The sequence below is a fragment of the Streptomyces sp. NPDC012510 genome, assembly GCF_042955065.1.
GTDB lineage: Bacteria > Actinomycetota > Actinomycetes > Streptomycetales > Streptomycetaceae > Streptomyces.
Map to the genome: position 1 here is coordinate 385,682 of NZ_JBIBEN010000006.1, position 13,149 is coordinate 398,830.

At 70.2% G+C, this 13,149-nt stretch carries 11 protein-coding genes and 1 riboswitch; of the genes, 7 read left to right on the forward strand and 4 right to left on the reverse strand.

All coding sequences use genetic code 11. From position 1 onward, the window contains the following. Positions 1-149 precede the first annotated feature (149 nt). Complete coding sequence (locus ACFY9I_RS14360) at positions 150-647, forward strand: helix-turn-helix domain-containing protein (protein WP_391001203.1); 498 nt, start codon at positions 150-152, stop codon at positions 645-647. A gap of 19 nt (positions 648-666) precedes the next feature. Here ACFY9I_RS14360 and ACFY9I_RS14365 read toward each other — a convergent pair whose 3' ends face one another. Next, entirely contained in the window at positions 667-1,200 is a 534-nt protein-coding gene (locus ACFY9I_RS14365) for a peptidoglycan-binding protein (RefSeq protein ID WP_391001206.1), read from the reverse strand. A gap of 539 nt (positions 1,201-1,739) precedes the next feature. On the opposite strand from ACFY9I_RS14365, the gene ACFY9I_RS14370 reads away from it, so the two are divergent. Together ACFY9I_RS14370 and ACFY9I_RS14375 are read left to right on the forward strand one after the other, a co-directional pair. Beyond that, positions 1,740-3,080: a DUF2690 domain-containing protein gene (locus tag ACFY9I_RS14370; RefSeq protein WP_391001208.1), complete on the forward strand. Its 1,341-nt coding sequence runs from the start codon at positions 1,740-1,742 to the stop codon at positions 3,078-3,080. A 382-nt stretch (positions 3,081-3,462) separates the two neighbouring features. Next, positions 3,463-4,452: a malate dehydrogenase gene (locus ACFY9I_RS14375; RefSeq protein WP_391001211.1), complete on the forward strand. Its 990-nt coding sequence runs from the start codon at positions 3,463-3,465 to the stop codon at positions 4,450-4,452. A 549-nt stretch (positions 4,453-5,001) separates the two neighbouring features. On the opposite strand, the gene ACFY9I_RS14380 is transcribed toward ACFY9I_RS14375, so the two are convergent. From ACFY9I_RS14380 to ACFY9I_RS14390, 3 genes are all read right to left on the reverse strand, one after another. Then, the gene (locus ACFY9I_RS14380) at positions 5,002-6,030 is read right to left on the reverse strand and encodes a GNAT family N-acetyltransferase (RefSeq protein WP_391001213.1); all 1,029 of its coding nucleotides are present in this window, start codon (positions 6,028-6,030) and stop codon (positions 5,002-5,004) included. Between the two features lie 216 nt (positions 6,031-6,246). Continuing rightward, the gene (locus ACFY9I_RS14385) at positions 6,247-7,038 is read right to left on the reverse strand and encodes an isocitrate lyase/phosphoenolpyruvate mutase family protein (RefSeq protein ID WP_391001468.1); all 792 of its coding nucleotides are present in this window, start codon (positions 7,036-7,038) and stop codon (positions 6,247-6,249) included. Between the two features lie 361 nt (positions 7,039-7,399). Next, positions 7,400-8,686 carry an alpha/beta fold hydrolase gene (locus ACFY9I_RS14390; RefSeq protein WP_391001216.1) on the reverse strand — a complete coding sequence of 429 codons (1,287 nt, stop codon included), beginning with the start codon at positions 8,684-8,686 and terminating at the stop codon, positions 7,400-7,402. 83 nt (positions 8,687-8,769) lie between these two features. On the opposite strand from ACFY9I_RS14390, the gene ACFY9I_RS14395 reads away from it, so the two are divergent. The 4 genes from ACFY9I_RS14395 (at position 8,770) to ACFY9I_RS14410 (ending at position 13,136) form a co-directional block, all read left to right on the forward strand. After that, positions 8,770-9,819, forward strand: coding sequence for a WYL domain-containing protein (locus ACFY9I_RS14395; RefSeq protein ID WP_391001219.1), 1,050 nt, complete (start codon positions 8,770-8,772; stop codon positions 9,817-9,819). Between the two features lie 35 nt (positions 9,820-9,854). After that, positions 9,855-10,244, forward strand: a complete 390-nt coding sequence (locus tag ACFY9I_RS14400; RefSeq protein WP_391001222.1) for a hypothetical protein — start codon at positions 9,855-9,857, stop codon at positions 10,242-10,244. 21 nt (positions 10,245-10,265) lie between these two features. Continuing rightward, on the forward strand, positions 10,266-11,447 hold the full coding sequence (locus ACFY9I_RS14405) for a glutathionylspermidine synthase family protein (RefSeq protein ID WP_391001225.1): 1,182 nt from the start codon (positions 10,266-10,268) through the stop codon (positions 11,445-11,447). Positions 11,448-11,567: 120 nt separating this feature from the next. After that, positions 11,568-11,656, forward strand: a riboswitch (ZMP/ZTP riboswitch). A gap of 31 nt (positions 11,657-11,687) precedes the next feature. Beyond that, complete coding sequence (locus tag ACFY9I_RS14410; RefSeq protein ID WP_391001227.1) at positions 11,688-13,136, forward strand: glycine hydroxymethyltransferase; 1,449 nt, start codon at positions 11,688-11,690, stop codon at positions 13,134-13,136. Positions 13,137-13,149: the final 13 nt, after the last annotated feature.

Sequence of the window (13,149 nt, forward strand, 5' to 3'; positions counted from 1 at the left end):
CGGACGTCATCACGACGTGCCCTCCCCGGTCGCTCGACGCCCTCTCCCACACCACCTCAAGAGCCGCCGCGCGCCCCCGTGCCGAGGGGAACCGGTCCGCCCACCCGCATCGTCACCTGCTCAGACCGCTTGAGCCGAGGAGGCAGCCGATGGGCGCCTGGCAGCCGCTGCCCGACGAACTCCCCCCGGAGGTGCAGCATTTCGTGGAGCAGTTGCGCCTGCTGAAGGACCGTACTGGACTCAGTCTCGTCGCACTCGGCGCACGCACCGCGTACAGCAAGTCCTCCTGGCAGCGCTATCTCAACGCGACCCAGCCCCCGCCCCGGCAGGCGGTCGTCGCCCTGTGCCGGGTCGCGGGGGAGGACGCCGAACGCTTCGGTGTGCGCTGGGAACTGGCCGTACGGGCCTGGCCGCGCCCCACGACACAGCCCGTGCCCCCGGCGCAGTCGTCGGAGACCGCCGAACCGGGGACGCGGGCCAGCTCGGAGCCGTACGAGGACGACCCCACGCTCCCTTGGTGGGACGCCCTCGCCGATGAGCCGAAACCCCGTCCGCCCGGCCGTATCGCCCTCTACGCCGCACTCGTCGTCCTGGCCGCCCTCGCCCTCGTGACCGCCGCGCTGATAGGGGCCGTCACACTCTCGTGACGGCCCCTCATCCGGCCGCTCAGCCGCGCCAGTCGTACGCGGCGAGCTTCCACTTCGAGCCGATCTTGACGTAGTACCGCCCGTCCAGGCGGAGGAAGTTCACCTTGTTCACCAGTCCCGCATAGGTGACGGTGCCGTCGTTGTACGGCCCGTCGAGGAAGCTGTCGGCCTGCCCGAAGGTCTCCTTGCCGACGATGCCGTCGACGTCCTCCAGATCCTCCGCCGCCTGCCAGTACTCGGTCGCCGACCGGGTCCTCGGGCCGAAGACCCCGTCGATGTCCGACGCGGTGAACGTGTGCAGATTCCCTCCGGCGTCCTCCCACTTGGCGCCGTCGGCGTACAGGACGCTCTGCCACAGTCGCGTCGCGTTGCTCTTGGAGTGCTTCTTGACGGACAGCGTGCCTTCGTCGCCCCAGTCGTTGTACGCGGCGCCGGAGCCGTCGACGACATGTGCTCCGGAAGCCGTGGCGAGCGGAGCGGCGGCGCCGAGCGCGAGCCCGGCGGAGGCCGTCACGGCGACGGCCGCGAGCAGCAGCCTGGTCATGTGATGCATGTGATCCCCCTGAATCCCCGTTGATGTTCGTCCCGGCTGAGCCCCGGCCGAGCCGACCACATCGGTGCGGTGGTCGATGAGGTGTGCGAGACAGGCGAGCCCTTGTTCGGCTCGCGTGACTGTGCATGTCTGGTCGTGTATCGATGTGTTGACAGCTTCGAGCATTCGCCCTCGGTCAGCTCGCCACCAGGGCTAACCTGGGTATTTGGGATGGTCCGGGACGTCCCGCGCGAGTACCTGCAAATCCGTCCGGAAATCCGGGAAGCCGGTGGGACACTGGGCCACGTGCCGTTAGGGGTGTGCAACGGCGCACGCCCCGGCCCGAAATGCTCCCGCACGCCCCTTTCCAGGGAACTGACATCCCGACCGGGCGCATCCCAGTGGGTAGGCCAGAACGGGGCTCCGGAGAGGGCCTTCGGGCTCGGTCCCGGGCCGGGAATCCACGAACACAGGAAGCAGTGAGGGCGTCATGCGTGGCACAGGGATAGCGGGCACGGGGGGAAAGTTCAGAGACGTACGGGGGGAAGAGGGGGGAAGCAATGCCTCGTTGGAGGGCCTTGCCCGATGAACTCGATCCACAGGTAAGGGAGTTCGCGGCCCAGCTGCGCCGGCTCGTCGACCGCAGTGGACTGAGCATCGCCGCGGTGGCCGACCGCACGGGCTACAGCAAGACGTCCTGGGAGCGGTACCTCAACGGCAGACTGCTCGCGCCAAAAGGCGCGATCGTCGCGTTGGCCGAGGTGACCGGTACTCATCCCGTCCACCTGACCACCATGTGGGAGCTGGCCGAGCGTGCCTGGAGCCGCTCGGAGATGCGCCACGACATGACCATGGAAGCGATCCGCATCTCCCAGGCGCGCGCAGCCCTGGGCGAGACGGGCGGCCAGTCGACCGTCAAGGGCGTCAAAGGCGGCAAGAACGGCCGGGCGAGCCGCAGCGCCACCATGACACCGGGGGTGGCCGGTCCAGCGGGTGTCTCACCGACGATCCCGCCGCAGCCGCAGCCACCGGGGGAGGAGCGCACCTCACGCCCGCCGTACAGGGGGTCGGCCAGGCCAGCTCCCTCATCGCCGTCCTCTTCGTCCGCGTCCTCTTCGTCCGCGTCGTCCTCGTACTCGCCGTACGGCGTTGGCGGTGCGGGGCCCGTGGGCGGCGGTGTACCCCGCATAAGCTGGGGATCGACGCCGGCGTCGCCGTCTACGCCCGCGCCCTCGTCCCCTTCTGCCTCCTCATCTGCGCCTTCGTCTGCCCCTTCGGCTGTGCCTGCGTCTTCATCGCCATCGGGCTTGGCCGGGGTGCCCTCGGAGTCGGGTTCCTCGGTCCCCTCCGGTGTGTTCGGGCCGCCGCCGGGCGGGAGTGGACGTGCCGACGACGGCGACTCCCAGCCGAGGCGGCGGGTGACGATGTTCCTCGCGGGAGCCGTCGGCGCGCTCGTCGTCATCGCGGTGGCCTTCTTCTTCACCAACGGTGACGGCGGTGACCGGGCCGAGGGCAAGCCGTCGGCGTCCCCGTCCACCTCGACCGGCACGAACGCCGACCTCCCGGCCGGTGTGAAGTGCAGCGGCGAGGACTGCGACGGCAAGGACCCGGAGACCATGGGGTGCATCGGCAACCTCGTACGCACCACCGACGAGGCCCTGGTGGGCACGACCAAAGTCGAGGTCCGCTACAGCAGGACCTGCCAGGCCGCCTGGGCCCGCATCACCGGCGCCGCCCAGGGCGACGAGGTCCAGGTCACCGTCGGCGCCACCAAGCAGACCGCCGCCATCGAAGCGGCCGGCGACAACATCGCGTACACCCAGATGCTCGCTGTGAAGGACGCGGGCGAAGCCACGGCCTGCGTGACGCTGGTATCGGGGCGGAAGGGGTGCACGGGATAGCTCTCGCCCGCAACTCACCGTGACTCCCGCTGCCCCCAAAGTAATCGTGGTGTAAGTGGAATGCCCGCCGAACTCCGGGGCATGCGGACAGTACCCCCACGGGAGTCCGGCCCGCCCGGGAGTTCGACACCCCTCCCGGCCCGGCACCCCCACACGGCGGCCGCCTTGGTCCACCTCTCCCGGACCGGCGGCCGCCTCTTCTTGCGTCAGGCCGTGCCGTGCGACGCTCCGTTGTGGGGTGGGCCACACGGACCCCCGCCGTCCGGAATCCCGGATGCGCGATAGCCTGACCAACGATCTCTCTTGACGCCAAGAGATCGATCATTTGTACGTCCCACAGGGGCAGGGACGCCCCACCGCCAGCTGTCATACGGAGAACGCCATGACCCGCACTCCCGTGAACGTCACCGTCACCGGCGCGGCCGGCCAGATCGGTTACGCCCTGCTCTTCCGCATCGCCTCCGGCCAGCTGCTCGGCGCGGACGTGCCGGTCAAGCTCCGCCTGCTGGAGATCACGCCGGCACTGAAGGCCGCCGAGGGCACCGCCATGGAGCTCGACGACTGCGCCTTCCCGCTCCTGGCGGGCATCGACATCACGGACGACCCGAACGTGGCCTTCGACGGCGCCAACGTAGGTCTGCTCGTCGGCGCCCGCCCCCGCACCAAGGGCATGGAGCGCGGTGACCTCCTGGAGGCCAACGGCGGCATCTTCAAGCCGCAGGGCAAGGCCATCAACGACCACGCCGCGGACGACATCAAGGTCCTCGTCGTCGGCAACCCGGCCAACACCAACGCCCTCATCGCCCAGGCCGCCGCGCCGGACGTCCCGGCCGAGCGCTTCACCGCGATGACCCGCCTGGACCACAACCGCGCGCTGACCCAGCTCTCGAAGAAGACGGGCGTCCCGGTCTCCGAGATCAAGAAGCTCACGATCTGGGGCAACCACTCCGCCACCCAGTACCCGGACATCTTCCACGCCACGGTCGCCGGCAAGAACGCCGCCGAGGTCGTCAACGACGAGAAGTGGCTCGCCGAGGACTTCATCCCGACCGTCGCCAAGCGTGGCGCCGCCATCATCGAGGCCCGTGGCGCTTCGTCGGCCGCCTCCGCCGCCAACGCCGCCATCGACCACATCTACACCTGGGTCAACGGCACGGCCGAGGGTGACTGGGCCTCCATGGGCATCCCGTCCGACGGTTCGTACGGCGTGGCCGAGGGCCTCATCTCCTCCTTCCCGGTCACCGTGAAGGACGGCAAGTACGAGATCGTCCAGGGCCTGGAGATCAACGAGTTCTCCCGCGCCCGTATCGACGCCTCGGTCCAGGAGCTGGCGGAGGAGCGCGACGCGGTCCGCGGGCTCGGTCTGATCTGACCAGCCCTCACCATCAGCTGTGGGCCCGCCGCCCGGCCGCCCCGCAGCTCCTCAGCTGACACGCACAGGCCCTGTCCCGGTTTCGACCGCGACAGGGCCTGTGCGGTGTGTACGCCGCTATCGTCGTGAACGCTTCGACCCGTCGTCGTGTCCGCGTGTCGACGCACGTCGTGAACGTTCGCGACGGTAGAGGGGACGAGATGGCGCACCTGGACCCGAGAGAAGGACACGGGGACCCGCGCCAGGGATCAGGGGACGTGCGATGTGGCCCCGGGGCCGGCAGCCCCCGGCCGCGCACGGCCGTGGTGATCGCCCTCGCCGCGTTACCCGGCGGTTCGGCGGTTTCGGCGTGTGGGCGCTGGCCCGGGACGACGGCACGACCCGTACGGCCTCCTCGAACGGGTCCCCGTCCACGCCCCGGCCCTCCCTCTCGATGGCCCATCCGCCTCAGCGCCCCCGAGTCCGCCCCGCACGACGAGCTGCGTGAACCGGTCACGACGGCGATGACGTCCCTGTGCCCGACAGGGGCGATCTGCGTACGAGGCTGAGTCACGCCTGCCCCGGCGCGAGGAGCCTCTTCTCGAAGAAGTGGGCCCCGTACACGTCGTCGTTGTAGCGGGGGATCTCGGTGTACCCGCAGGCCAGGTACATCGCCTGGGCCTCTGTCAACGAGGCGTGCGTGTCGAGTCGTACGGCGCCGAAACCCCGCTCGGCCGCCCGTCGTTCCAACTCGCCGAGCAACCGCCGGGCGAGCCCGAGCCGCCGCGCGTCGGGGTGCACCCACACGTGTTTGATCTCCCCGACCCCGACCCCGACCCCGACCCCGACCCCGACCCCGACCCCGACCCCGACCTCGCCTCCGGCCTGGGGGCCGAGCGTCCGCAGTGCTCCGCAGCCCACGGCCCGGTCCTCCTCGTAGGCGACGAGGAAGGCCCCCGATTCCCCCGAGACCTCGTGGGGTGGGACGAGGGTGGCCGGGTCGTACCCTTCGGGAAACCGCTCGTCGATGTCGGCGGCGTAGGCGTCGAGACAGGCGCGGGCGTCGTCCGACCCGCCGTCCACGGCCTCGATCCGGATCGATGCGAGCCGCAGCAGCCGCCGTGCGGCCTCCAGCGCCTGGGTCAACTCGCTCCGCTGCACCGGAGTCAGACCCTGCAACAGCCCCTCGGCCAGGGCGTCCGCCCGCCGGTTCTGCTCGCGGACCGCTGAGCACCCCGCCGCTGTCAGCCGGGCGACGCGCACCCGGCTGTCCTCGCCGTGCGGCCCGACCCGGACCAGCCCCTGCCCCTCCAGAGCCTTGACCATCCGACTCAGATACCCGGCGTCCAGCCCGAGCCGCCCGCGCAACTCCCGCAGCGAGGTACCTTCCCCGCCCCCGGCCTCACCGATCTCGAACAACACCCGCGCCTCACCCAGTGGCCGGTCCTGCCCGAGGTAGTGCTCGTCCAACGCTCCGACCCGACGGGTGAAGTACCGGCTGAACAGCCGCAAACCACTGACGTGGCGCGTGGCACGGTGTGCGACAAGACGAGAGTCGACCGGCTCCGACTCGGACTTCGGGTGCCGCTGGGTCTCCATTTCTTTGACCTTAGTCAAGCAACTGTCGAGTGTCGAGGTGAGGGTCGAATTCTGACGACCGCACGGGGCTCGTCTTCTCGGTCGGGGGCGGCGAGGCCTTCGCCTTGACCGCCGTGATCTCAGACGCCGACGGACGGCATTCCGAGACGGCATCCGAGGGCGGCATGCAGAGGGCGGCATGCCGGGCCGCGGTCCAAGCGGCGGGTGTCATTCCGATCAGGTGGTCCACTCTCTCCGCAGGTCGCCCGCCAGGGTCGTCAGGAGCTCCGCCGTCCGGCGTTGGAAACCTGGCCCGAAAGTGATCCGTGTGGCACCCAGCTCGCCGATCCGGCGCGGCGCCGGGCCGTCCAGATACGCGTACGCGTTGATCGGGCCGGTGATCTCCTTCCGAAGCAGCGGGAGTACGTCCGTGGGGGCGCCGATCGGATACACGCAGTCGGCGCCGGCGGCGACGTACAGCCGGGCCCGCTCGATCGCGTGTTCCACGACTTCCTCTGCCGCTCCCTCGGGCGCACCCGGAGGGGTGCCGTACTCGAAGACGTCGACGCGCGCGTTGACGAACAGGCTGGTGCCTGCCGCCGCCCGTACCTCCGCCAGCCAGTCGGCGTGCCGCGACGGGTCCTTGAGGGTCCCGCTCGCCGAGTCCTCCAGGTTGCAGCCGACGGCCCCGGCCTCCCCCAGGCGCTCCACCAACTCGCCGGGCGGGAGCCCGTAACCGTCCTCCACATCCGCTGAGACCGGGATCTCGACCGCCCTCGTGATCCGTGCGATCGCCGCGAACATCTCGTCCGCCGGCGCGGCGCCGTCCGCATAGCCCAGCGCGGCCGAGACCCCCGCGCTGGGCGTGGCGAGCGCCGGGAAGCCGGCCTCCGCGAACGCCCTCGCGCTGACGGCGTCCCACGGCCCCGGCAGAATCAGCGGATTCCCGGGCGCCCGCCCTCGGTGCAATGCGCGGAAGTCGTCGACCTGGCGTGCGGGCGCAGCCGACGTCGTGCGCGTCTCGGTCATCTCAGTCATCGCTCCGCCATCCCCCTTGCATTCGACTGCCCTGCCCGACCATGGCCTGCCTCGCACCTCGGGGAGGGGCCAGGCGGGACTCGTTCGTCGTCGTCACGCGGTCGAGCCTAGGAGGCCTATGGCCCAGGACCATGGTCCATTTCCACGCCGAAATCTTGGGCCATTCGGGGAACGGGGGCGGATGATCCGCAGCGGAGACGGAGTCAGCGGTGATGGCGAGGCGGTGGCAATGGTGGTGGCGGTGCCGCCAGTGGCGGCCCGGTGTCCTCGGTGACGGGCACCCTTCACCCCGTCTCCCGTGCCGGCCGACCTCTACGGCGCCCACGGGCACCAGCGACGGCTTCCACCCTCCTCACCTCATCGTCTTGAAGAACTCACTGACGTCCCCGACGAGCGACTCAGGGGCCTCCATGGCCAGGAAGTGCCCTCCACGGTCGAGTTCGGTCCACCGCACGACGTTGTGGTCCCGCTCCGCCCAACGCCGGATCGTCACATCGTGCGTGGAGACGAGTACAGCGGTGGGCACTTTCCCGCGCCCACCGTCCACCTCACCACCCCAGGCAGTCGACTCGCCCCACGCGCCCGGCTCGCCCCAGGCACCCGCTTCCCCCGAAGCGCCGACGTCACCCGCGGCACTCGCGTCATGCCAAGCACCGGCTGAGGCTGAGACCTCCTCGTAGTAGATCTGCGCGGCCGAGGCGGCCGTGCCGGTGAACCAGTACAGCGAGACGTTCGTCAGCATGCGGTCCCGGTCGACGCTGTCCTCGGGCAGCCCCTCCTCCGGATCGGTGAGCTCCTTGAACTTCTCCACCGTCCACGCCAGTTGCCCGACGGGAGAGTCCGTGAGGCCGTACGCCACCGTCTGCGGCCGCTTGGAGTTGCACTGGAGATAACCGTCGTTGAAGTCCTGCATGGACTGCCAGCGCCGCTGCTCGACCTCGCTGAGACCGTCCATTTCCCCCTCCGCCCCGACGGGGAAGGTGATCATGCCGTTGACATGGACCCCGATGACCCGCTCCGGCGCCTGCCTCCCCATCTCGGGAGCGATCCACGAGCCGGTGTCATATCCCTGGACCCCGTACTGTCCGTACCCCAGACGGGCCATCAACTCCGTGAGCACCGTGGCCGTACGGGCCACCCCCATTCCGGGCCCGGCCAAGGGCGTGGAGAAACCGAACCCTGGCAGCGACGGAACGACCAGGTGGAACGCGTCGTCCGGTTCGCGGCCGTGGGCCCGTGGGTCGGACAACGGCCCGATGACATCGAGGAAATCCACCACCGAGCCCGGCCAGCCGTGCAGCAACACCAACGGCGTGGCCCCCGGCTCCGGTGAACGCACGTGCAGGAAATGGATGTTCTGCCCGTCGACCTCCGTCGTGTACTGCGCATACGCGTTGAGCGCGGCCTCCTGCGCCCGCCAGTCGTAGCCGTCGCGCCAGTACTCGGCGAGTTCCTTCAGATACCCCACCGGCACACCACGGCTCCACCCGACGCCGGGCAGCTCCTCGGGCCACCGCGCCTCGGCCAGCCGTCTGCGCAGGTCGTCCACCCGGTCCTGCGGGATGTCGATCCGGAAGGGGTGAATCGTCTGGACCGGCTGGTCGGGCTCCACGGGCTGGATGGGACGGGGCTCAGGCATGTCAGGAATCGGCTTCGTCATGACTGCGACGCTACGGACCGGTTAGGTCATCCCCAGTCCTAACTCCCCGGCACTCTCCTCCCATGCTGGAATCTTCCGAGAGACTGCTCCAACTGCTCGCCCTGCTGCAGGTCCACCGTGACCGCGACCGCTCCGGTGCCGAACTCGCCGAGCAACTCGGGGTCAGCCGGCGAACCCTGCGCCGGGACATCGAGCGACTGCGCGGCCTCGGCTACCCCGTGCACGCCGCCCGAGGCGCCGCCGGCTACCGACTCGGCGCCGGAGCGAGCCTGCCGCCCCTTCTGCTGGACGACGAGGAGGCCGTAGCGGTCGTGGTGGGGCTCCGCACCGCCGCCGACGGCACCGTTGCCGGTATCGAAGAGGCATCGCTGCGCGCCCTCACCAAGCTGGAGCAGGTGCTGCCCTCCCGCCTGCGGCACCGGGTCACCACCCTGCACACGGCCACCGTACGAGCCGGCGCGGCCCCGGCCCCCAAGGTCTCACCGGACACCCCGATGACGATCGCCGAAGCCTGCCGCCGCCGCGAACAACTCCGCTTCGACTACACCACCCCGCACCCCACCACCCCGCACACCACCCCCTCCGGCGTCAGCACCGTCCGCAGCGTCGAGCCACACAGCCTGGTCAGCTTCGACCGGCACTGGTATCTCGTCGCCTGGGACACCGACCGCGCCGACTGGCGGACCTTCCGTGTCGACCGCCTCGCCCCCCGCACCCCTACCGGGCCCCGCTTCACCCCGCGCGCACTCCCCGACGGGGACGCGGCGACCTATCTGGCCCACCGCCTCTCCTCCAGGGCCTGGCCGCTCAGGGCCACCGTCACCCTGCATGAGCCCGCCGAGTCGGCCGCCGACCGGGTGTGGCCGGGCATGGGCGTCCTCGAACCCCTCGACGACCACCGCTGCCGGCTGCACCTGGGTGCCGAGACGCCCCGGGACCTCGCCTGGATGATCACCTCGGTGGACGCCGACTTCACCCTCGACGAACCCGCGCCGCCCGAACTCCTCGACGCCCTGCGCGCCCAGGCCCTCCGCTCGCTCAAGGCGATCCGCCGCCCATGGCCGCCGCACCGCACCCGATTGGCCCCTCCTACGGCTCGATCACTAGTCTGAGCGCCGGTAAAGCGCACATAAGCGGGGGAGCAGGCATGGGAGAACAGCGCAGGCGACTGCGGTCCAGCACGGTCGTACTCGGTGGGATGGGCATTGTCGCGGCGGCCCTCACCTCCTGCGGTTCCGACCCGGACCGCCGTTGCGTGGACCGCGACAGCTACGACTACGCCAACGGCTACAAGATCATCACTGACAAGAACTGCACCTCGGGCTCCAGTTCCTCGTCGTCGTACGGCAAGAACCGCAAGAGCAGCAGCAGCGGCAACAGGAGCCGGTCCGGCTCGGTCGACGCCGCCTGGTACTACGACGCCGACGTCAGCGGTGGCCGGGCCGACTACGGCACCTTCAGCCGGAGCGAGGCCGTCGACCGGGACGGCTTCGGCTGCTCGGGCGACGGCGACGGCTCCGGTTCCAGCGGCGGCTGACCCGGCGGACGAGGCAGAGCCATGGAACGCCGCACCATCGAACCCCGGCCGGGCTGGCAGGAGACCGTCGAGGCACAGGGGCTCATCTATCCCCTGACCCGCCACCCGGACGATTCCCTGCGCCCGTACTGGGACGAGAGCGCGTACTACGTGTTCTCGCTCTCCGAGGTCGAGGCACTGGAGGAGGTCGTCGAGGAACTGCACAGGATGTGCCTGGCCGCCGCCGCGCACATCGTCGAGCGGGACCGCTTCGCCGACCTCGGCATCACCGACCCACGCCTTGCCGACCTCGTCGCCGAGGCGTGGCACCGGCGTTCCGAACTGCCGTCCGTCTACGGCCGCTTCGACCTCCGCTACGACGGGTCCGGCCCCGCCAAGCTGCTGGAGTACAACGCCGACACCCCGACCTCGCTCGTCGAGGCCGCCAGCCCTCAGTGGTTCTGGATGGAGGAACGCTTCCCGGGCGCCGACCAATGGAACTCCCTCCACGAACGCCTCGTCGACGCCTGGAAGAAGCAGTCCCACCTCCTCCCACCGGGCAGTCCCCTCTACTTCGCGCACTCCGCCGGTGACGAACTGGGGGAGGACCTGATGACGGTCGCCTATCTGAAGGAGACCGCCGAGCAGGCCGGGCTCGACACCGACTGGATCTCCATGGAGGACATCGGCTGGGACCGGCTCTCCGAGCGCTTCGTCGACAAGAAGCTCCGGTTCATCCGCAGCATTTTCAAGCTCTACCCCTGGGAGTGGCTCACCACCGACCGCTTCGCCCCGCACGTCCTCGCCACCCTCGACAACGGCGGCGGCACCGGGACCACACTGTGGATCGAACCCGCCTGGAAGATGCTCCTCAGCAACAAGGCCCTCCTCGCCATCCTCTGGGAGCTGTTCCCCGACCACCCCAACCTCCTCCCCGCCTACCTCGACGGCCCCCGCGAACTGGCCACCACCGGCTACGTCGCCAAGCCCCTCCTCGGCCGCGAGGGCGCCGGCGTCACCCTCCACGCCCCCGGAGCCACCCCCGTCCTCCGCGAAGAACCCTGCTGCTACCAGCAACTGGTCCCCCTCCCGGCCTTCGACGACAATCACGTCGTCCTCGGTGCCTGGGTCGTCGAGGACGAGTCGGCCGGCCTCGGCATTCGTGAGTCCTCGGGCCTGGTCACGGACGAGTACGCCCGCTTCCTCCCCCATGTGATCCTCTGACTCCCGCCGCTGCTCTCCTCGTCCGTCCGCCGCCTGCTCTCCTCCTCCGTCCGGCGTCTCCTATCGTCGTTCGTATGGTGGACGTCCCCGCCCGGCGCTCCCGAGGGCCCGATAGGGTGGCTGTCGGGCCGTGACTGGCGCGCTGGGATGGGACGGACCATCGGGGAGCGGCCCGGGGAAAATGAGTGCCGTGCGCCTGGGCCGTACCGTGAACGCTGAACGCAACGTCCGGAGGTCCCCATGTCAGCCGAGCCCCTCTCCCACGAGTCCACCGCTTTCCGTGCCGCCCTCGATGTGATCCGCGCCGTCGAACCGCGCGTGGCCGACGCGATCGGCCAGGAGGTCGGCGACCAGCGCGAGATGCTCAAGCTGATCGCCTCCGAGAACTACGCCTCGCCCGCCACTCTCCTGGCCATGGGCAACTGGTTCAGCGACAAGTACGCCGAGGGCACCGTCGGCCGTCGCTTCTACGCCGGCTGCCGCAACGTCGACACGGTCGAGTCCCTCGCCGCCGAGCACGCCAGGGAGCTCTTCGGCGCCCGCCACGCCTATGTGCAGCCGCACTCCGGGATCGACGCCAACCTGGTCGCCTTCTGGTCCGTCCTCGCCGACCGCGTCGAGGCCCCCTTCCTGGAGAAGACCGGCGCCCGCCAGGTCAACGACCTCTCCGAGGCCGACTGGGCAGAGCTCCGCCAGGCCTTCGGCAACCAGCGCATGCTCGGCATGTCCCTGGACGCCGGCGGTCACCTCACCCACGGCTTCCGCCCGAACATCTCCGGCAAGATGTTCGACCAGCGCTCCTACGGCACCGACCCCGCCACCGGCCTCATCGACTACGAGGCCCTGCGCACCTCAGCCCGCGACTTCAAGCCCCTGATCATCGTCGCCGGATACTCCGCCTACCCCCGTCTGGTGAACTTCCGGATCATGCGCGAGATCGCCGACGAGGTCGGCGCCACGCTCATGGTGGACATGGCGCACTTCGCGGGTCTCGTCGCCGGCAAGGTCCTCACCGGCGACTTCGACCCGGTGCCGCACGCCCAGATCGTCACCACGACCACCCACAAGTCGCTGCGCGGCCCGCGCGGTGGCATGGTCCTGTGCGACGACTCCCTCAAGGACCAGGTCGACCGCGGTTGCCCGATGGTCCTCGGTGGTCCGCTCCCGCATGTCATGGCCGCCAAGGCCGTCGCCCTCGCCGAAGCCCGTCGGCCCGCCTTCCAGGACTACGCCCGGCGCATCGTCGACAACTCCCGCGCCCTCGCCGAGGGTCTGATGCGCCGCGGCGCCACGCTGGTCACCGGCGGTACCGACAACCACCTCAACCTGATCGATGTCGCAACCTCCTACGGTCTCACCGGCCGCCAGGCCGAGGCCGCGCTCCTCGACTCCGGCATCGTCACCAACCGCAACGCCATCCCGGCCGACCCGAACGGCGCCTGGTACACCTCCGGCATCCGTATCGGCACGCCCGCGCTGACCACGCGCGGGCTGGGCACCGCCGAGATGGACGAGGTCGCCGGTCTCATCGACCGCGTCCTCACCACCACCGAGCCCGGCACCACCAAGTCCGGAGCCCCCTCCAAGGCCCAGCACGTCCTCGACGCGAAGGTCGCCGACGAGATCTCCCGCCGTGCCACCGACCTCGTCGCCGGCTTCCCGCTCTACCCGGAGATCGACCTCGGCTGATCCTCGGCGGCCT